Origin of the sequence: Kitasatospora sp. NPDC057500 (genome assembly GCF_042802195.1) — a bacterium.
Lineage (GTDB): Bacteria > Actinomycetota > Actinomycetes > Streptomycetales > Streptomycetaceae > Kitasatospora.
On record NZ_JBHVER010000157.1, the window covers coordinates 1 to 19,182 of the forward strand.

17 protein-coding genes and 1 pseudogene are annotated in these 19,182 nt (G+C 74.4%); 9 read left to right on the top strand and 9 right to left on the bottom strand.

What is annotated here, in order from left to right; all coding sequences use genetic code 11:
- Nucleotides 1-89: 89 nt before the first annotated feature.
- On the bottom strand, nucleotides 90-2,480 hold the full coding sequence (locus ACFU74_RS27225) for an ATP-binding cassette domain-containing protein (protein WP_380761317.1): 2,391 nt from the start codon (nucleotides 2,478-2,480) through the stop codon (nucleotides 90-92).
- A gap of 155 nt (nucleotides 2,481-2,635) precedes the next feature.
- Here ACFU74_RS27225 and ACFU74_RS27230 point away from each other — a divergent pair, with 155 nt between their 5' ends.
- The 3 genes from ACFU74_RS27230 (at nucleotide 2,636) to ACFU74_RS27240 (ending at nucleotide 4,835) form a co-directional block, all read left to right on the top strand.
- Nucleotides 2,636-3,628, top strand: coding sequence for a DUF6528 family protein (locus ACFU74_RS27230; protein WP_380761319.1), 993 nt, complete (start codon nucleotides 2,636-2,638; stop codon nucleotides 3,626-3,628).
- Nucleotides 3,629-3,936: 308 nt separating this feature from the next.
- A complete protein-coding gene (locus ACFU74_RS27235; RefSeq protein WP_380761321.1) occupies nucleotides 3,937-4,242 on the top strand; it encodes a hypothetical protein in 306 nt (101 codons plus the stop codon).
- Nucleotides 4,239-4,835: an acyl-CoA thioesterase gene (locus ACFU74_RS27240; RefSeq protein ID WP_380761323.1), complete on the top strand. Its 597-nt coding sequence runs from the start codon at nucleotides 4,239-4,241 to the stop codon at nucleotides 4,833-4,835. Before ACFU74_RS27235 ends, ACFU74_RS27240 begins: the two co-directional genes overlap by 4 nt.
- 169 nt (nucleotides 4,836-5,004) lie before the next feature.
- On the opposite strand, the gene ACFU74_RS27245 is transcribed toward ACFU74_RS27240, so the two are convergent.
- Nucleotides 5,005-5,949: an ROK family protein gene (locus ACFU74_RS27245; RefSeq protein WP_380761325.1), complete on the bottom strand. Its 945-nt coding sequence runs from the start codon at nucleotides 5,947-5,949 to the stop codon at nucleotides 5,005-5,007.
- Nucleotides 5,950-6,237: 288 nt separating this feature from the next.
- On the opposite strand from ACFU74_RS27245, the gene ACFU74_RS27250 reads away from it, so the two are divergent.
- On the top strand, nucleotides 6,238-8,379 hold the full coding sequence (locus ACFU74_RS27250; RefSeq protein WP_380761327.1) for a transglycosylase domain-containing protein: 2,142 nt from the start codon (nucleotides 6,238-6,240) through the stop codon (nucleotides 8,377-8,379).
- A gap of 88 nt (nucleotides 8,380-8,467) precedes the next feature.
- Here the strand turns inward: ACFU74_RS27250 and ACFU74_RS27255 are convergent, their stop codons facing one another.
- On the bottom strand, nucleotides 8,468-8,902 hold the full coding sequence (locus ACFU74_RS27255) for a hypothetical protein (RefSeq protein WP_380761329.1): 435 nt from the start codon (nucleotides 8,900-8,902) through the stop codon (nucleotides 8,468-8,470).
- A gap of 124 nt (nucleotides 8,903-9,026) precedes the next feature.
- Nucleotides 9,027-9,683 carry a GntR family transcriptional regulator gene (locus ACFU74_RS27260; protein ID WP_380761331.1) on the bottom strand — a complete coding sequence of 219 codons (657 nt, stop codon included), beginning with the start codon at nucleotides 9,681-9,683 and terminating at the stop codon, nucleotides 9,027-9,029.
- 157 nt (nucleotides 9,684-9,840) lie between these two features.
- Between ACFU74_RS27260 and ACFU74_RS27265 the strand changes: the two genes are divergently transcribed.
- Together ACFU74_RS27265 and ACFU74_RS27270 are read left to right on the top strand one after the other, a co-directional pair.
- Nucleotides 9,841-11,043, top strand: coding sequence for an amidohydrolase family protein (locus ACFU74_RS27265; protein WP_380761333.1), 1,203 nt, complete (start codon nucleotides 9,841-9,843; stop codon nucleotides 11,041-11,043).
- Between the two features lie 73 nt (nucleotides 11,044-11,116).
- Nucleotides 11,117-12,607 (top strand): APC family permease, encoded by a 1,491-nt coding sequence (locus ACFU74_RS27270; RefSeq protein WP_380761335.1) that lies wholly within the window; start codon nucleotides 11,117-11,119, stop codon nucleotides 12,605-12,607.
- 183 nt (nucleotides 12,608-12,790) lie between these two features.
- On the opposite strand, the gene ACFU74_RS27275 is transcribed toward ACFU74_RS27270, so the two are convergent.
- Nucleotides 12,791-13,234: a hypothetical protein gene (locus ACFU74_RS27275; RefSeq protein WP_380761337.1), complete on the bottom strand. Its 444-nt coding sequence runs from the start codon at nucleotides 13,232-13,234 to the stop codon at nucleotides 12,791-12,793.
- Nucleotides 13,235-13,305: 71 nt separating this feature from the next.
- Here ACFU74_RS27275 and ACFU74_RS27280 point away from each other — a divergent pair.
- Nucleotides 13,306-13,635, top strand: a pseudogene (locus tag ACFU74_RS27280) (hypothetical protein); the annotation flags it as partial.
- A 45-nt stretch (nucleotides 13,636-13,680) separates the two neighbouring features.
- Here the strand turns inward: ACFU74_RS27280 and ACFU74_RS27285 are convergent.
- The 3 genes from ACFU74_RS27285 to ACFU74_RS27295 all read right to left on the bottom strand — a co-directional run bounded on the left by ACFU74_RS27285 (nucleotide 13,681) and on the right by ACFU74_RS27295 (nucleotide 16,012).
- Nucleotides 13,681-14,427, bottom strand: a complete 747-nt coding sequence (locus tag ACFU74_RS27285) for a phosphotransferase family protein (protein ID WP_380761339.1) — start codon at nucleotides 14,425-14,427, stop codon at nucleotides 13,681-13,683.
- A 135-nt stretch (nucleotides 14,428-14,562) separates the two neighbouring features.
- Complete coding sequence (locus ACFU74_RS27290) at nucleotides 14,563-15,183, bottom strand: DJ-1/PfpI family protein (protein ID WP_380761341.1); 621 nt, start codon at nucleotides 15,181-15,183, stop codon at nucleotides 14,563-14,565.
- 37 nt (nucleotides 15,184-15,220) lie between these two features.
- Entirely contained in the window at nucleotides 15,221-16,012 is a 792-nt protein-coding gene (locus tag ACFU74_RS27295) for an SDR family NAD(P)-dependent oxidoreductase (protein WP_380761343.1), read from the bottom strand.
- Between ACFU74_RS27295 and ACFU74_RS27300 the strand changes: the two genes are divergently transcribed.
- Nucleotides 16,011-16,904, top strand: a complete 894-nt coding sequence (locus tag ACFU74_RS27300; protein ID WP_380761345.1) for a helix-turn-helix transcriptional regulator — start codon at nucleotides 16,011-16,013, stop codon at nucleotides 16,902-16,904. The two genes, ACFU74_RS27295 and ACFU74_RS27300, sit on opposite strands and share 2 nt — an antisense overlap.
- Before the next feature lie 314 nt (nucleotides 16,905-17,218).
- Here the strand turns inward: ACFU74_RS27300 and ACFU74_RS27305 are convergent, their stop codons facing one another.
- A complete protein-coding gene (locus tag ACFU74_RS27305; protein ID WP_380761347.1) occupies nucleotides 17,219-18,547 on the bottom strand; it encodes a cytochrome P450 in 1,329 nt (442 codons plus the stop codon).
- A gap of 318 nt (nucleotides 18,548-18,865) precedes the next feature.
- Here ACFU74_RS27305 and ACFU74_RS27310 point away from each other — a divergent pair, with 318 nt between their 5' ends.
- Nucleotides 18,866-19,012 (top strand): hypothetical protein, encoded by a 147-nt coding sequence (locus ACFU74_RS27310; RefSeq protein ID WP_380761349.1) that lies wholly within the window; start codon nucleotides 18,866-18,868, stop codon nucleotides 19,010-19,012.
- The last annotated feature ends 170 nt before the right edge of the window (nucleotides 19,013-19,182 follow it).

The following is a 19,182-nucleotide window of genomic DNA, read 5'->3' on the forward strand; positions in this document are numbered from 1 at the left end:
ACATGGCGGTGATCTTCGCGGACACCAGGCCCGCGAAGATCACCACCAGCGCATCACGGCACACAGTTGATCAATTACCCAACACTTTCTCAGGCGCCGACGTACTCGGCGAGGTGCTGGGCGGTGAGGGTGGAGCGGTCTGCGACCAGGTCGGCGGGGGTGCCCTCGAAGACGATGCGGCCGCCGTCGTGGCCGGCCCCCGGGCCGAGGTCGATGATCCAGTCGGCGTGGGCCATCACGGCCTGGTGGTGCTCGACGACGATGACGGACTTGCCCGAGTCGACCAGGCGGTCCAGCAGGCCGAGGAGCTGTTCGACGTCGGCCAGGTGGAGGCCGGTGGTCGGCTCGTCGAGGACGTAGACGCCGCCCTTGTCGCCCATGTGGGTGGCCAGCTTCAGGCGCTGGCGCTCGCCGCCGGAGAGGGTGGTCAGCGGCTGGCCGAGGCTGACGTAGCCGAGGCCGACGTCGACGAGGCGGGACAGGATGCGGTGGGCGGCGGGCACCTTGGCCTCGCCGGCGGCGAAGAAGGCCTCCGCCTCGGTCACCGGCATCGCCAGCACCTCGCTGATGTCCCGGCCGCCGAGGTGGTACTCCAGCACCGACGCGTCGAACCGGCGGCCCTCGCAGTCCTCGCAGGTGGTGGCCACGCCGGCCATCATCGCCAGGTCCGTGTAGATGACGCCCGCGCCGTTGCAGGTCGGGCAGGCGCCCTCGGAGTTGGCGCTGAACAGCGCCGGCTTCACGCCGTTGGCCTTGGCGAACGCCTTGCGGATGGGCTCCAGCAGACCGGTGTAGGTGGCCGGGTTGCTGCGCCGCGAGCCGCGGATCGGGCTCTGGTCGACGGAGACCACGCCCTCCCCGGCCGGGATCGAGCCGTGCACCAGCGAGCTCTTGCCGGAGCCGGCCACCCCGGTCACCACGACCAGCACCCCGAGCGGGATGTCCACGTCGACGTCCCGCAGGTTGTGGGCGGAGGCGCCGCGGACCGCCAGCGTGCCGGTGGGGGTGCGCACCTTCTCCTTCACCGACGCCCGGTCGTCCAGGTGCCGGCCGGTGACCGTGCCGGCGGCGCGCAGGCCCTCGACACTGCCCTCGAAGCAGACCGTGCCGCCCGCCGAGCCCGCGCCGGGACCGAGGTCCACCACGTGGTCGGCGATCGCGATCACCTCGGGCTTGTGCTCCACCACCAGCACCGTGTTGCCCTTGTCCCGCAACTGCCGCAGCAGGCCGTTCATCCGCCGGATGTCGTGCGGGTGCAGACCGGTGCTGGGCTCGTCGAAGACGTAGGTGACGTCGGTGAGCGAGGAGCCGAGGTGGCGGATCATCTTCACCCGCTGCGCCTCGCCGCCCGACAGGGTGCCGGCCGGCCGCTCCAGCGAGAGGTAGCCGAGGCCGATCTCGACGAACGAGTCCAGGGTCTCCCGGAGCGCCGCGAGCAGCGGCGCCACCGAGGGCTCGTCGAGGCCGCGCACCCACTCGGCGAGGTCGCTGATCTGCATCCGGCAGGCGTCGGCGATGCTGATCCCGGCGATCTTCGAGGACCGGGCGGCCTCGGTCAGCCGGGTGCCGTCGCACTCGGGGCAGGAGGCGAAGGTGACCGCGCGGTCCACGAACGCCCGGATGTGCGGCTGCATCGCCTCCCGGTCCTTGGACAGGATGGACTTCTGGACCTTCGGGATCAGCCCCTCGTAGGTGAGGTTGATGCCGTTGACCTTCACCTTGGTCGGCTCGCGGTGCAGGAAGTCCCGCAGCTCCTGCTCGGTGTAGTCGCGGATCGGCTTGTCCGCGTCGAGGAAGCCGGAGCCGCTGAAGATCCGCGTCATCCAGCCGTCGCCGGTGTAGCCGGGCACGGTGATCGCGCCCTCGGCGAGCGACTTGGTCTCGTCGTAGAGCTGGGTGAGGTCGATGTCCGAGACCGAGCCCCGGCCCTCGCAGCGCGGGCACATGCCGCCGGTGACGCTGAAGCTGCGCCGCTCCTTGACCGTTGTGCCGCCGCGCTCCACGGTGACCGCGCCGGCCCCGCTGATCGAGGCGACGTTGAAGGAGAACGCCTTGGCGGAGCCGATGTGCGGCAGCCCGAGCCGGCTGAACAGGATCCGCAGCATCGCGTTGGTGTCGGTCGCGGTGCCGACGGTGGAACGCGGGTCCGCGCCCATCCGCTGCTGGTCGACGATGATCGCGGTGGTCAGCCCGTCCAGCACGTCCACGTCCGGGCGTGCCACCGACGGCATGAAGCCCTGCACGAACGCGCTGTAGGTCTCGTTGATCAGCCGCTGCGACTCCGCCGCGACGGTGTCGAACACCAGGGAGCTCTTGCCCGAGCCGGAGACGCCCGTGAACACCGTGAGCCGGCGCTTCGGGATCTCGATGCTGACGTCCTTGAGGTTGTTCTCGCGTGCCCCGTGCACGCGGATCAGGTCGTGGGTGTCGGCGGCGTGCGGCTGGGGTGCCTGTGCGCCGGTCCTCGTGCCCGTGCTCATCGTCTCTCCGGTTCCTCTCGCGGTGCGCTCCGGTCCCGATCTAACCAGCCGGGTACGACAGGCGGTGTTTAGGCCGGTCGGAGGCCGCGCGCTGGCGGCGGGCGGGGGCGCACCGCACCGTGGTGGCGGGGGCTGGACGACGGGAGGTGCCGGCGGTGTCGAAGCGGGCACGGCTGTGGCGGGCGACGGCGGGCCTGGCGGCCCTGGCCGTTGGCGCCGGCACGGTCCCGGCGACGGCCGCCGGGGTGCGGCCGGGGTGGGCGGTGGCCGTGGTGGACCAGGCCTCGCGGCGGGTGCTGGTGGTGGCGGGCGCCGACGAGTTGACCGGCTACCGCGGGCCGGACGGGGAACCGGTGGTCTGGTCGTGGTCCGCGGACACCGCCGGCGACCTCGGCGACCTCGACCCGCGCCGCAGTTGGGAGCTGCCCGACGAGGCGAAGAGCCGGGTGCGGGACGGCCGCCGGTACCTGGTCGCCACCGCCTCCGGCGGCCTCGCGGCCCTCGTCGACACCGGGACCGGCGCCACCGCCTGGGCCGTCGACACCGGACCGCTGGCCAACCCGCACAGCGCCGAACTGCTCCCCGACGGCAATGTGGCCGTCGCCGCCTCCGGCGGCGGCTGGATTCGGCTCTACGCGGCCTCGCTCGGTCCGCGCGCCACCGCGTACGCCGAGTACCGGCTGCCGGGCGCCCACGGGGTGCACTGGGACGGGCGCGCCCGGCTGCTCTGGGCGCTCGGCGACGACGCGCTCACCGCGCTGCGGGTGGGCGGCACCGCGGCCGCGCCGGCGCTCACCGCCGAGCGCACGGTGCCGCTGCCCGAGCCGGGCGGCCACGACCTCTCGCCGGTGCTCGCCGAGCCGGGCCGGCTGTGGGTGAGCACGGCCGGGCACCTGTGGCGCTTCGACCCGGCGGCGGACCGCTTCACCCGGGTCCGGCTGGGGAGCGAGGGGGCCGAGCGGGACATCAAGAGCGTCGGCGACGAGCCCCGCACCGGGCGGCTGCTCATCGCCGCCCCGGACCGCGCGGGGCCCTGCTCCTGGTGCACCTCCGCGCTCACCCTGCACCGCCCGGACGGCAGTTGGCGGCTGCCCGGCACGCACCTCTACAAGGCGCGCTGGTGGCCCAGTTGGGGGAGCGGGGCATGATCCCGGGCACCGGCGGCACGACCGGGGGGAGGGCCGGGGGAACGAGCGGGGGAGAGACCTGGGGAGAGACCGGGGCGAGGGGCGGGGGACGGGCCGGACCGGGCTGGCATTCGGTGGATGCGGCTGATTTTATGCAACGCCAAACTACTCCAATAGTGGTCAGTTTCCGCTCCGGTTCCGTATACCTCCCGGTAGCGCCCCGGGCTGGGATAGCGTCCATGGCGCCGGGGGGATCCGGTCCCGCTCGACGGGTCCGCACCATCCAGAAACCCATCCCTACCCACCCCTACCCATTCAGGGAGAGAACTGTGCGCAATTTCGTGTCGGAATCAAGGTCCGAGACCGTGGACGAGCTGCGGCTCGCGGTGGAATCACTGGCGGCCTTCCCGGCCCGCGCCGCGTTCGGCGGGACGGAGGTCACCGACCGCCTCGCCGCGGTGGCGGATCTGTGCCGGGCGGTCGACGGCGTCCTCGACAGCCTGGTCGTCGAAGCCGCCGCCGAGGCCGCCGAGGAAGGCTGGACCGCGGCCCGGATGGCGTCCGAACACGCCGTCTACTACGCGCGGTTGCGCCGGGCGCTGCTGCTCACCGGTTCCACGGCCGAGCAGCGGTGAACGCGGCAGCCACCCAGGCGGTGGACGTCAACGCACACGTGGTGGCCTGTCCCACCCGGTGGAGCGACGTCGACGAGAACGGGCACATCAACAACGCCCGGCTGGTCTCCTACGTGCAGGAGGGAATTTACGACCTGTTCTGCCACCACGCGGTCGCCGTCCGGGAATCGCTATTCCCGTCCGGATTCCTGATCGCCCGGCACGAGATCGATTATCTGGAGCAGCTGTACCACCGGCCGGAACCGTTGCTGGTGCGGTTGACCGTCGAACGACTCGGGCGCAGTTCCGCGCACGTCGTGGTCAAGGTGTGCCGTGACGCGCACACATTCATGCGGGCACGGACCGTCGTGGTCGCCAGGGACGCGGTCTCCGGCCGCTCCCGTACGCTCAGCCCGTCGGAGCGGCGGTTCCTCTCGGGGTTCCTCGCCGACGGCGTCGTCCCGGCGGTCCCGCCCCGGGTGACGATCGCCTCGCCGCGCGGGTCGCTGTCCGCGTCGTCCTCCGGGCACCACCCGGCCCGTCGACGCCTGCCGAACCCCTCCGCCCTCACGAGGGGCGTTCCGGTGATCCCGGACGGTCGTCGCGCTCGCTGACCTCCGCCGCGACCCGGATCGATGAGTGGCAGGATCCTGCTGGGGCAGGATCCTGCTTGGTTTTGCGGGCGGAGGCCGTAGGGGGCGGGTGGGCGCGGAGAAGGACCGGGGGAAGGCCAACTCGGCGGCCCGGGGGAAGGCCAACTCGGCGGCCCGGGGCGGGAATGCGTCAGCGGCAGAGTGCGGCGGCGCCGATCAGCCCGGCGTCGGTGCCGAGTTCGGCGCGTCGAACGTCCAGCCCGCGGACGTAGGGCAGCGCGGCGTAGCGGTCCAGATGGCGGGCGAGCGGCTCGAACAGGACCGGCCCGGCCGTCGCCACGCCGCCGCCGATCACCACCCGCCGCAGGTCCACCAGCGCGGCGGTGGCGGCGATCCCGGCGGCCAGTGCCTGGGCCGCGCGGTCGAAGGCGGCGAGCGCCACCGGGTGCCCGGCCAGCGCGTCCTCGGCGACCGCGCGAGCCGAACGGTCGTCCCCGGCGGGCCGCCAGCCCCGGGCGAGGGCCCGGCGGGCGATCGCGGTTCCGCTGGCGATGCCTTCGAGGCAGCCGCGCGAGCCGCACGGGCAGGGCTCGCCGTCGAGGTCGACGGTGATGTGCCCGAGGTGTCCGGCGTTGCCGCTGGGGCCGGGCCGTACGGCCCCGTCCAGCACCAGGCCGGCGCCGACCCCGGTGGAGACCACCAGGCAGAGTGCGTTGTCGGTGCCGCGGGCCGCGCCGCGCCAGTGCTCGGCGGCGGCCATCGCCACCCCGTCCCCGGCCAGTGCCACCGGGCGGGTGCCCACGGCGGGGTGGGCGGCGACCTCGGAGGCGATCGGGAAGTCCCGCCAGTCGGGGATGTTGACCGGGCTGACGGTGCCCCGGGCGAGGTCCACCGGGCCCGCGCTGCCGATGCCGACGGCGGTCACCTCGGCCCACCGGGGCGCGGCGGCCAGCCGGTCCAGCACCAGGTGCACCACGGCCAGCACCTCCGCGGCCGACTCCCGCGCCGGGGTGGGCAGCCGGACGCGGTGGGCGAGTGTCCCGGCGGAGTCGACGAGGGCGCCGGCGATCTTGGTGCCGCCGATGTCGACGGCGGCGAACAGCGGGCCGGTGGCGTCGGGCGAGGGTGCGGTCATGGCGGGCGGCTCCGGGTGAGGGGGGAGGAGCAGGGACGGGAACAGCAAACAGGACCGGGCCCGCGGCACGTGCGGCAGGGTCGCCCTCGAACCTGCCCTTTCGGGCCGTTCCGGTCCGGACCGGAACGGAAATCCGCACGTGTGCGCAACGTTTCGCGGCCCCCACGGCATCCAGGAAGTATGGAATCGAATCTTCTCCCGACAGCGGACCCGTCCGACGACGGCGTTTCCGGGCCCTCCCGGAAGTCGCCGGTCCGGTTCGTCCGCCACGGCGCGACCTTCCTGGGCGTGAGCGTGGTGTCCGGTGCGCTGCTGGCGGGCATGGCGCTGCCCGCCGTAGGGGCGCTCGGGCTGACGGCCAAGAACACGGCGGAGGGCTTCGAGGACATCCCGGACGACTTCAGGACCCCGCCGCTCACCCAGGTGACGCAGGTCTTCGACGCCAGTGGCGGGCTGATCGCCAGGGTCTACGAGCGCGACCGCACCGTGATCACCGCGGAGCAGATGTCGCCGTACATGCGGCAGGCCCAGGTGGACATCGAGGACGCCCGCTTCTACGAGCACGGCGCCGTCGACCTCAAGGGCGTCCTGCGGGCGCTCAGCAAGAACGCGGAGAGCGGCACCGCCTCCGAGGGCGCCTCGACGCTGACCCAGCAGTACGTGAAGAACGTCAACGTGGAGAAGGCGGGCGACGACAAGGCGGCCGTCCAGGAGGCCATGCGCAAGACCCTGGGCCGCAAGATCCAGGAGTTGAAGGTCGCGATCAGGCTGGAGGAGGAGCTGACCAAGGACCAGATCCTCACCAACTACCTCAACATCACCTACTTCGGGAACGGCGCCTACGGCGTGGAGGCCGCCTCCCAGCGCTACTTCAGCAAGTCCAACAAGGACCTCACCATGGCCGAGGCCGCCACCCTGGCCGGCCTGGTGCAGAACCCGTCGAAGTACGACCCGAAGGCGCACCCGCAGGCCGCGGTGAACCGCCGCAACGTCGTGATCGACAAGATGCTGGAGAACAAGCACATCACGGAGGAGCAGGCCAAGGAGGCCAAGGCCGCCCCGCTGGGCCTGAAGTTCAAGGACCCGCAGAACGGCTGCATCACCGCGCAGGCGGGCATGGGCTTCTTCTGCGACTACGTCCGGCAGGTGGTCAAGCGGGACCCGGTGTTCGGTGCGAACGCGGCCGAGCGCAAGAAGTTCTGGGACCAGGGCGGTCTGAACATCCACACCACCCTCGACCCCGGCAAGCAGGCCGCCGCCCAGAACGCGGTGAGCTCCAACGTGCGGGTCACCGACAGCGTCTCGGCCGCCGCGTCCATGGTCGAGCCGGGCACCGGCAAGATCCTGGCGATGGCCCAGACCCGCCCGTACGGGATCGACCGGGCCAGGAACCAGACGGTCGTCAACCTCAACGTCGACGCCGCGATGGGCGGCGGCAACGGCTTCCAGCCCGGCTCCACCTTCAAGCCGATCATCGCGGCCGCGGCGATGGAGGCGGGGCTGCCGCCGACCCAGGAGTACTCGTCCCCGAACCGGATCGAGTACCCGACGATGAAGACCTGCGACGGCATCTGGAAGAACACCGGCCGGCCGAAGACGACGGTGCCCAACGAGTCGGCGAGCGAGAAGGGGCCGTACCAGCTGAAGGAGGCGATGGCCCTCTCGGTCAACACCTACTTCGTGCAGATGGAGCAGGAGATCGGCCTCTGCGCCGTCAAGCAGATGTCCAACAAGCTCGGCATCACCGCCCGGGCCAGTGGCGAGCCGCTGGAGGAGGTTCCCGCGATGGCCCTGGGCGTCGAGGAGGTGAGCCCGCTGACCATGGCCGGCGTCTACGCGGCCTTCGCCGCCGGGGGCAAGTACTGCGCCCCGGTCGCGATCACCAGGATCACCACCATCGACGGCAAGGACGTCCCCACCCCGCAGGCCCGTTGCGAGACGGCGTTCTCCGAGAGCACCTCCCACGTGCTGAACACCATCCTGAACGGCGTGACCGAGAGCGGCGGCACCGGTGCGGCGCTCCACCTGGAGGGGGACCGGCAGATAGCGGGCAAGACCGGCACCTCGGACAAGAAGAAGGCCGCCTGGTTCACCGGCTACACCCCGCAGCTCGCCACCGCGGTCTGGCTCGGCGGGCCCAACGGCGGTGTGGAGATGCGCAACATCACCATCAACGGGAAGTACCGCGCGGAGGTGTTCGGCGCCGACGGCCCCGGTCCGATCTGGCGGGACGCCATGAACCAGGCGCTGCGGGGCGCGCCCAAGCAGTCCATGCCGATGGCGGACATCCCCGACCCCGCGCCCAAGCCCGACCCGGATGCCACCGGCACCGGCGCGCCGTCCAACGGCCCGTCCAACGGCCCGTCCCAGGGCGCGTCGAACGCGCCGAGCGGTGCCCCGTCCGGCAAGCCGACCGGTTCGCACCGCTGACGACCGACCGGCGCGGTACCGGTGCCGCGCCGGTGCCGGTGCCCCCGCCCGGCCCGGCCCGGGCCGGGGCACCGGCCCGACGTGGCGGTTACAGCGGACCCCACCGGTAGAGCGTGGAGCCCCAGGTGGCGGTGTGCACGAAGGAGGTCGAGAAGGTGGTCTCCTTGACGAAGTAGCCGGCCTGCCCGACGGGCTTGAGCTTGGTGGTGACGGAGTAGACGAGGGAGAGCGGATAGACGCAGAGCGACCAGTCGTAGTCGCCGTCCTGCACCCGGATGTCCCCGCCGGGTGCGCTGCCCCCCGGGCTGTTGAGGGTCCAGGAGTAGGTCCCGGCGTCCAGGTGCAGGGTCCGGTAGGTGCAGTTCTCGGGCGGGGTCACGGGCGCGGGCAGCGGCCCGATCTGCCCGTGGCCGTTCAGGAACTCGTGCTCGGTGACGGCGCTCGCGGGGGTGACGGCCGGGCCGGTCAGCAGCGTCAGGGCGAGGGCCGGCAGGGCGAGGAACCAGGTGAGTCTTCGCAGCATGCGTGCCTCCGGTCGGCCGGGCGCGGGCATGGACCGGCCCGGCGGTGGGGGTTCCAGTGGTCCACGCCGATTCTGCCGATCGGCCGGGACGCCGCCCATCCCAGAACCCTGGGAGCCGCGGCCGTCAGCTCCCCAGCGCGGCGAGCGCGAAGGCGCGGGTCCCGGCGACGTGCCGGCGGGCGAGGTCGGCGGCGGCCTCCGGGTCGCGGGCCCGGATCGCGGCGAGCAGCTGCTCGTGCTCGGTGCACATGGGCGTGCTGCTCTCGGGGCCCGAGGTGAGCCGGAACAGGCGGCGCAGCCGACCGTCGAGCGGGGCCATCATGTCCTGGAGCAGCGGGTTGCCGGAGAGTTCGACGATCGCCCGGTGGAAGTCGGCGTTGAGGCCGACGGTCTCGCGCAGCCGGCCGGCCTCGGCGGCGCGGCGGGTGCGGGCGAGGATGCGTTCGAGGCTCTTCAGCCCGGCCGGGGTGGCGTGCTGCGCGGCGAGGCTGGCGGCGAGGGCCTCCAGGGACTCCCGGACGGCGAAGAAGTGCTCGGCGTCGGCCGGGCCGAACCCGGCGACCACCGCGCCCTTGCGGGCCTGGACGGCGAGGAAGCCCTCCGTCTCCAGCCGCTGCATGGCCTCGCGCACGGGAACGCGGGAGACGCCCATGGTCTCGGCCAGCTCGCGTTCGACCAGGCGGCGGCCGGCGGGGTACTCGCCCTCGATGATCCGCTCGCGCAGCTGGACGTAGACGAGGTCCCGCAGTGACTGGTGGGCGTCGCCGGGCGTATCGGTCATCGGGGGCTCCAGTCGGGTGGGGTGCTGCGCCTGGTCGCGGGGGCCGGGTGCACAGATCATTTCAGATCGGCGGCCGATACCCCTTGTCTGGTATTCGGTATACCAGATAGCTTGAGGCCCCCGCCCGGGCCGCAGCCCCCGAACCCTGGACGTCCATGTGATCACCCCCGACCTCCTGCTCGACGCCACGCTGCCCGACGGCGGCACGGTCGACGTCCACCTCGCCGACGGCCGGATCGCAGCCCTCACCCCGGCAGCCGCCCGGCGGCCGGACGCCGGCGGCGCCGACGCGCCCGGCACGGTCCGCCTGGGCGGCGCGCTGCTGCTGCCCGCGCTGGTCGACGGCCACGCCCACCTGGACAAGACCTTCCTCGGCGCGCCCTGGCAGCCGCACCGGCCCGCCGCCGACCTGCGCGCGCAGATCGCCTCCGAGCGAGCCCAGCGCCGCGAGGTCGCCCGCCTCGCCCCCGTCGCCGAGCGCGCCGAGGCGCTGGCCCGGCGGATGGCGGCGCTCGGCACGGGCCACGTCCGGTCGCACGTCGACGTCGACCCGGACACCGGCCTCGACCACCTGCACGCCCTGCTGGAGGTGCGCGAGCGGGTCCGCGACGTCATCGGCGTCCAACTGGTCGCCTTCCCGCAGAGCGGCGTGGTCGCGGCCCCCGGTGTCGCCGACCTGCTGGACGCGGCGCTGAGCGAGGGCGCCGAGCTGATCGGCGGCCTGGACCCGGCCGGCTTCGACGGCGACGTGGACGGTCAGCTCGACGTCGTCTTCGGCCTCGCCGGGCGCCACGGCGCCGGGGTGGACATCCACCTCCACGACGGCGGCCCGGTCGGCGCCTCCCAGCTGCGCGACATCGCCGACCGCACGGCCGCGCTCGGCCTCGGCGGCCGCGTCGCGGTCAGCCACGCGTACGCGCTGGGGGAGCTCGGCCCGGACGAACTCGACCTCACCGCCCGTAGGCTGGCCGAGGCCGGGGTGGCGATCATGACCAACGGCCCGAGCCGGTCCATGCCGCCGGTCGGACTGCTGCACGAGTACGGCGTGCGGGTGTTCGCCGGCTCGGACAACATCCGCGACGCCTGGTGGCCGTACGGCACCGGCGACATGCTCGAACGCGCCACCATCATCGGCCTCCAGGGCGAGCTGATGACGGACGGCGAACTGCGGCTCGCCGCCGACCTGGTGACCTCGCACGCCGCGGACGCCCTCGGCCTCACCGGCTACGGCCTGACCCCGGGCGCCCCGGCCGACCTGGTGGCGGTCGCCGCCGGCTCCGTCCCCGAGGCGGTCGCCGCCCACCCCGAACGGCTGCTGGTCCTGCACGGCGGCCGGGTGGTCCTGGACCGCACCCGCTGACGCCGTCCCGCGTCCCGCCGAGGCCCCACCCTCGGTCCCCCCGCCCCTGCCCTGTTGGAAGGACGCCCCCACCGTGAACTCCTCCGCGCAAAGAACCCGGCCGGCCCCCGCCCCCACCGCTGCCGCCGAGCCGGGGGCCGCGCCCGGCCGGCTCGCGGGCGGCCAGATCGGCACCACCGACCTGGTCTTCTTCGTGGTCGCCGCCGCTGCCCCGCTCACCGTCCTCGCGGGCATCGCGCCGTTCGCCATCGGCGTCGGCGGCGCCTCCGCGCCCGCCGCGTACCTGATCTCGGGCGCGCTGCTGGTGCTCTTCGCCGCCGGCTTCACCGCGATGAGCATGTACGTGCGCAACGCGGGCGCCTTCTACGCGTACGTCGCGCGCGGCCTCGGCCGGACCCTCGGTGTGGTCACCGCCTATGTCGCGGTGGTCTGTTACAACCTCATCACCCCCGGCGTGGCCGCCGCGTTCGGCTACTTCGCCGCCGGGCACATCGAGCAGCGCACCGGCGCGCACGTGCCGTGGTGGCTGCTGTCGGGCGCCTGCGTGGCGGTCGTCGGCGTCCTGGGCTGGCTGAAGGTGACGCTCAGCGCCAAGGTGCTCGGGGTGGCGCTCGTCCTGGAGGTGCTGTCGCTGCTGGTGATGGAGGGCGGAGTGCTCTCCGAGCGCGGCACGGCCGCCCTCGACCCGGTCTCCTTCGACCCCTCGCTGCTCACCCAGGGCGGCGTCGCCGGGATGTTCGTGCTGGTCATCGGCGCCTTCACCGGCTTTGAGGCGACGGCGATCTACGCCGAGGAGGCCCGCGACCCGCGTCGCACGGTGCCCCGGGCGACCTTCATCGCGATCGGCTTCCTGGCCGTCTTCTACGCCCTCGGCACCTGGATCGTGATGGGCGCGTACGGCACGGACGCCGCCGTCGCGGCGGCCCGCGCCGCCGAAGGGCCGGACCTCACCTTCACCGCCGCCGAACGCTTCGTCGGCCTCTGGCTCTCCGACTCGATGCACGTCCTGATCGTGGTCAGCGCCTTCGCCTCGGCCCTGGCCTTCCACAACGCGGCGGCCCGCTACCTCTACGCGCTCGGCCGCGAGGGCCTGCTGCCCCGCCGGCTCGGCCGGATCTCGCGGCGCTCCGGCTCGCCGGGCCCGGCGGTCCTGGTGCAGAGCGGATTCAACGCCCTGGTGATCCTGCTGGGCGCGGTGCTGGCCGCCGATCCCTACCTGGTGGTGCTGCTCTGGTCCAACAGCGTGGGCGTGCTCGGCATCATGGCGATGCAGGCGCTGGCGGCGGTGGCGGTCTGGGCGTTCTTCCGCCGCGACCGGCGCGGCATGTCGGCCTTCCGGGTGCTCTGGGCGCCCCTGCTGGCCGCCGCCGGCCTGGCCCTGCTGACGGTGCTCGCCGTCTTCAACTTCAGCCTGCTGACCGGCGCTTCGGGCGTCGTGAACGCCCTGCTGCTGATCCCGATCCCGCTCGTCGCGGTGGCCGGCTACCTGGTCGCCCGGCGGATCCGCCGCACCGACCCGGAGCGCTTCGCCCGCCTCACCGAGGTCGACGTCGAGCGCGACTGACCGGTGCCCGTTCGGTGGCGCCCCCTCGTCCGGCTCATCCGGGAGGGGGCGCCGCCCGTTTCGCGGTGGCGGTCAGGACGGGAAGGGTCGGGTCGGGTCGGGTCGGGCACCGGGGCGGGGTGCGGCAGGGGGACCGGAGGCTTCCCGGCAGCCGCCGCGCCCGCACCCGTCCGTCCAAGCCCTTCAGCGGCCGTTGCCGAAGGCGCCCCGGGGGCCCGCCGGTTCGGCGCAGGCCCGGCAGACCACGCGGGAGTAGACGGCCGCCGGGCCGCGGATCACCGCCTCGACGCCCCCGTACAGCGACCCGGTCCCCGCCGGCCGGCCGCAGATGTGGCAGCTGCGCAGCGCCTGCGCCTCGGTGCAGCAGTCCCAGCAGACCAGCCGGTCCGCCGCCTCGGCCAGGACGACGGCCGGCTGCGGGGCGGTCAGGTGGCCGCAGTGGCGCAGGGTGCCGTCCTCCTCGGCGCGGAGCATCACCGCCCGGGTCTCCCGGAACCACGGCGCGGCCCGGTCCGGGGTGGTGCGCACCGGGGCCGGCCGTCCCGAGGCGATGAGCAGGCGTTCGGCGTGGTCGCCGACAGCCCTGGTCTGGTCGGTGACGGCGATCCGGGAGGGGCCGTCGCTCATGCGCACGTCCTTGTGCGAACGGTGAGGCCTGCGGGGCGCTTGAGGGCGCAGCGGTCGGGGGAGTGGCGCCGGTGTCGCGGCGCCGCCCCGGTCCTCCACTCTCCTACCCGCCTCGCGGGCTAAGCCTCCTCGCCGTCCACGGCGGCGGCACGCTGCTGCCCCTGCTGCCCCTGCTGCGTCGGGGCGGCTACGCCCTGCTCGACCTCACCGCCGCCCCCGGCGCCCCGTCACCGCTCGCACCGCCGGCCCACGGCGTGACCCCCGGCCTCGGCGTCCACACCGCCCCGCCCGCCGTCCACCGCCCGGCCTGGTCCGGCGTCACCGCCGTCCTGGTCCGCCCCGACGGCCACCCCGCCTGGCTCTCGTCGGACACCGACCCGCGCGCCGCCGCCCGCACCGCCGTCGCGGCGACGCTCGCTTGCGGAGTCGGGCCGGGCCGCGCGGCCTCACATCCGGGACCTCAGCACGTCGACCTCGCAGCCCGGTGCGAACGGGTCGAAGCCGTGCTCGACCAGCCAACGGACCGCCAGCAGGCTGCGCAGCGACCACCACGCGTGGATCACGTCGAGGTCGACGTCGGTGCCGTAGCCGGCGACGACGTCGGCGAGATGCTCCTGGTGTCCGAGCGTGAAGGTGGCGAGGTCGTACAGGGCGTCACCCCGGCCCGCCTCGGACCAGTCGATGATGCCCGTGACCTCGCCGCCGTCGACGAAGACGTGTGCGATCTGCAGGTCGCCGTGGGTGAAGGCCGGGGTCCACGGCCGGAGCGCGGCCTCGGCGACCCGGCGGTTGCGGGCGACCAGGCCGGCGGGCAGGACGCCGTTCGCCACCAGCAGCCCGCACTCGTCGTCGAGTTCCGCCGCCAGTGCGGCGGCGCTCCGGCCGGCCCGGCCCGGCCACGGCGGCGGCGGCGCGTCGTGCAGCTTCCGGACGGCGGCGCCCGCCGCGGCCCACGCCGCCGGCGCCCCGGTCGACGGCCCGCCGAGGCGCCCGAGCGTCGTCCCCGGGAGGGCGGCGATCGCCAGCACGGGCGGTCGGCGCCACAGGACCTCCGGGGTCGGGACCGGCGCCAGGGACATCGCCTCGACCTCGGTGTCGACGCGCGCCTGATCGGCGTCCACCTTCAGGAACACGTCGCCGACGCGCAGCGTCGCACGCTCGGAATGGGCGACGACGACTTCGACCTCATCCATGGGCGACCAGTATCCCGGGGGCGACCGCCGCCGTCGCCGGGTTTTCGCCGGCGGTCACCGGTCGGACCCGTCGGACCCGCCGAGTTCGACGGGTTCGTCGGGTTCGTCGGGAGGCCAGGGGGCCTCGGGGCAGGATCAGCCCAGGGTCCGGGCCCGGGCGACCACCTCGGCGGAGGCCGTAGCCACCGAGCCGGTGTCGTACGGGGGTTGCGGGTCGTACTCGGTGCAGAGCTGGATCGCCTGCGCGGTGACCTCGTCGGTGAGGAGGGCGGCCAGCCGGACGGCCATGTCGATGCCCGAGGAGACCCCGGCCGCGGTGATCAGCCGGCCGTGCCGGACCACCCGGTCGGCGGTGTAGACGGCGCCGTGGGACTCCAGTTCGGCGGTCGCCGCCCAGTGGGTGGTCGCGGTCAGGCCCTTCAGCAGACCGGCCGCGCCCAGCACCACGGAACCGGTGCAGACCGAGGTGGTGAACCGGGTGCCGGCGTGCATCAGGCGCACCCAGTCGAGGAAGGCGGGATCGGCCAGCATGGGCCGGATGCCGCCGCCGCCCGGGATCAGCAGGACGTCGCAGCGCTCCACCTCGGAGTACGCGGTGGGGACGTGCACCGGCAGCGCGCCGAACGTGTCCCGCACCAGACCGGGTTCGGCGGTGACGAAGCGAACGGCGGCACCGGGTACGAGCGCGAGGATCTCGTACGGGCCGACGGCGTCGAGCGGTTCGAACCCGTCGAAGAGCGGGATCACGATGTCCATGCGTCGCAGGATAGCCGCCGCCCGGTGGTCGCCCTGCTCAGCCGTCGCGCAGGATGCGGCGGCCGGCCGCCGGGGCCACCCGCAGCAGCGCCAGCAGTGCCCGGGAGGCGCCGACGGCGACGACGGGGCGTTCGCTCACGATGCCGCGCACGACGGCGTCGGCGGCCCGGTCGGGGCCGATCTTCCGGGCCGGGCCCTCGCGGCCGGCGGTCATCGCCGTGTCCACGAGCGGCAGGACGACCTCCTGGACCCGCACGCCCGGGCTGGCCGTCCGCGCCTGGTGGCGCAGCGACTCCAGCAGGATGTGGACGCCCGCCTTGGTGGCGCAGTAGACCGGCGCGCTCTGCTTGGGCGCGTAGGCGAGACCGGAGGTGACGGCGACGAACGCGGTGCCCGCCGGCCCGCCGGGCACCGCCGCGGCCGTGAGGTGCGGCCAAGCGGCGGCGGCGAGTTCGACCACCGAGGCGAGGTTGACCTCGATCTCCTGCCGGGCGGCGGCGAGGACCTCCGGATCGGGGCCCAGGGTGAGCGGAGTGCGGTGCTGCACACCGGCGTTGGCGACCACGACGTCCAGCCCGCCGAGGCGTTCGGCGGCCTCGGCGACGACCCGCGCGGCCTCCCCGGGCACCGCCAGGTCGGCGCGGACGGCGTACGGGCCGCGGGCGGTGCGGCCGCAGGTGGCGACGGTGGCGCCGAGGGCGGTCAGGGCTTCGGAGAGGGCGAGGCCGACTCCGCCGGTGCCGCCGGTGACGAGGATGCGCTTCGAGCCGAGGTTCACACCGGCGATGGTGGAGTGGCGGCGTCCGGTCCGCTTGTACGATCGCGCCATGCCCCGAACCGGTGTCGACATGGCGCGCTCGGTCCGCCCGACGATGGCCCGGGCGGTGCTGCACACGCTCGGCCCGTCACCCGCCGGCGAGTCGGCCCGGCGGGTCGAACGCCTGCTCGGCGACGGCCTGTCGGTTCCGGAGCAGCTGCACGGGCGGCTGGTGGCGGCCCTCGCGGCCCGCGGCTGGCCCGCGCTGCGCACCGCCGCCGAGCGGCTACTGGCCGAGGACCCGCTGCTCGCCGAGCTGGCGCATTGCGGCGGTCTGCCGCAACTCCTGGGCCGGGTGGGGCTGGTGGAGCCCTGGTTCCACGCCGGACACCGCACCCGTCGGACACTCCTCCCCGACGGCTCCCTGGCCGTCCGCCACCTCCCGTCGCTCGCACGGACCCCGAGCCCCGCCGAATCACTCCTCGTGTGCGCCCTGTACGCGGTCGGCACGGCGGCCGTGGTCGGCCGCACGGCCCGCGTCGAGGTGGTGGCCGACGGCGCGACCGGCCGCCCCGGGGAGGTCCGAGGCGCGACCCGGGTCACCGGATGGCGGCTGCACTGGTCCGACGGCCGGCGCGCCGTCGAACCGCGCCCGCTGGACGCCGTCCGCGCGGGCTTCGCCCGTCACCCGGCCCGGCCCTGGCGCCTGCCCGAGACGGCCGCGCTGCTCGGCCTGGCGCCGCGCACCCTCCAGCGCGCCCTCGCCGCCGCGGGCACCTCCTTCCAGGCCGAACTGCTCGCCGTCCGCCTGGAGGTGGCCGGCCAGCTGACCGCCCGCACGGCCCTGCCCCTCGCCGACGTCGCCGCCACCGCCGGCTTCACCGACCACGCCCACCTGACCCGCCGCTTCCACGCCCACTACGGCTGCCCGCCCTCGGAGTTCCGCCGCAGGGCGCACCACTGACCCGGCTCCTCGCAGGGGGCCGGAGAGGCCCGCCCGCCCGCGGCACCCGAGGCGGTCGACCGGGCCGAGGAGCGCGGATCCGAGCCGTCGCGGAGACGAGCACCCGTCGACTCCGGCCCCGGCCGTCGGTTTTACGCCCGGGGCACCTCGCTGCGCCCCGCTCCCGGGCTGCCTGCCACCCGGACCCCGAGCGCGCCGGCCGCTCCTCGGACCGTGACCGGGACCGTGACCGTGACCGGAGCCGTTCGACGTGCAGTGTCGGCGCCACCGCGGGAGACCGCGTCCGTGTGGGCCGGCGCGGGGCTCCGGCGCGGTCAGCCGGTGGTGGCGGCCGCCGTCAGGACCGCCGGGGTGGGGCCGTCCGGGCGGACGGTGATGCTGTAGACGGAGCCCGCCGGGGTGCTCAGGAAGCCCACCTCGTGGGCGGGCAGCAGGAGTTCGAGCAGGGCGGTGGACTCGCGGAGCGCGAACTGGGTGCCCAGGCAGGCGCGGGCGCCCAGGCCGAACGGGAAGTAGGCGCCGAGGTGGGCGGGGCGGGTGCCGCCGGGGGTGAACCGGGTGGGGTCGAAGCGCTCCGGGTCGGGCCACAACTCCGGGTCGCGGTGGGTGAGGTAGGGGCAGACCAGCAGGTCGGTGCCGGCCTCGACGCGGTGCCCGGCGAGGGTGTCGTCGGTGAGCGCGTGGCGGGGGAGGATCCACGCGGAGGGGTAGAGCCGCAGGGTCTCGCCGACCAGCGCCTGCACCGCCTCGCGCCGCTCGGGCGAGCCCTCGGGGCCGGCCGCGAGGGCCCAGGAGCGGGCCCCGGGGTTGGCGTCGAGCAGCAGGTACAGCCAGGTGAGGGTGGTGGCGGTGGTCTCGTGGCCGGCGACGAGCAGGGTGACCAGTTCGTCGCGGATCAGCCGGTCGGTGTACTCGGGGTGGCGGTCGGCGGCGTCCAGCAGGTCGCGCAGCACCCCGGGGCCGTCGGGGCCGTCCTCGCGGCGGCGGGCGGCGTCGATGGCGGCGTGCGCGACGGCGTCGATCCGGGCCAGGTCGCCGGCGACGGCGTCGCGGGCGTGGTCGCCGTCGGGCAGCTGGGGCAGGGCGGCGACCACGGCCGGGATGCGGTCGAGTTCGCGCTCGGTGGCCGCGTCCAGCGGGTGGCCGGTGAGCGCGCGCCAGATGGTGTCGAGCGCGAAGTGGCGCATCTCGTCGCCGACGTCGATCCGCTCGCCGGTGCGCGCGTACCCGGCCCAGCGGTCGGCGGTGCGGCGGGCCGCGGCGGCGATCCGCTGCTCGTAGCGGCGCATCCCGGGGCCGGTGAACTGGGCCTGGAGCATGCGGCGTTGGCGCTTCCAGGCGTCGCCGGTGGCGGACAGCACGCCGTCGCCGGCGATCATCCGGGCGCGGTGCGAGCGCTTGACGTAGCGGTCCGGGTGGCGGCCGAGGACGTGCTGGACGGCCTCGGGGTCGGTGACCAGGACGGTGGGCCGCGGGCCGATCCGGAACGCGGCGACGCCGCCGAGCCGTTGCCGGGTGCGGGCCATCAGTTCGACCAGTTCGGCCTCCTCGGCGCGCCACTCCTCGACCGCTTCGGGCGGCAGTTCGGGCACCGGCGGCACCGGTCGCGCGGACGAGGAGCCGGGGTCGGCGGTGGTGGTCACGGCGGCTCTCCTCGGTCGGCGACGAACGGGCCCGCGCCGACTCTACGTCAGCGACCCCGCCGGGAGGGAGAGCAGACGGCGGAATGCCCCGTTCGAGCGCGGACGAAAGCGCGGTCCGCGCGCCGCTGCCGGAAATTCGGTGCAGATCATTCCGGATAACCGGTGCGGGCGGCCGGAATTGGCCCGTGGTGGCCGGATGTGCGAGTGGTGGCCGAGTCCGATGACCGGTCATTGACACTCCTTTGACCATCACTTTACTGTCGCCGATGACGGCGCGGATCCGCGCCGCCGGACAACCGGCACACCTCGGAGGTTCGTATGGAACAGCTCGTCAAGAGGATGACCCAGGACGACAAGTGGAAGCGCTGGGTGGCCGTCAACTCGGCCGCCGGCGCCAAGGACGGCTGCATCAGCGTCACCAAGTCCGGCTGCATCAGCGTGGCGAAGTCCGGCTGTATCTCCTGACGCGACGCGATGCTCCGGCCGGCCGCGGGACGCCCCGGCCGGCGTAGAGAGACGGCCCCGGGCCGCCCCAAGGGCGTCCCCGGGCCCAACCACCGGGGGTGGCAATGGACGGCCGCCCGGCCCCGGCCGGTGGGGGCCGCCTCAAAGACAATACGCACGTACCCCCCAAG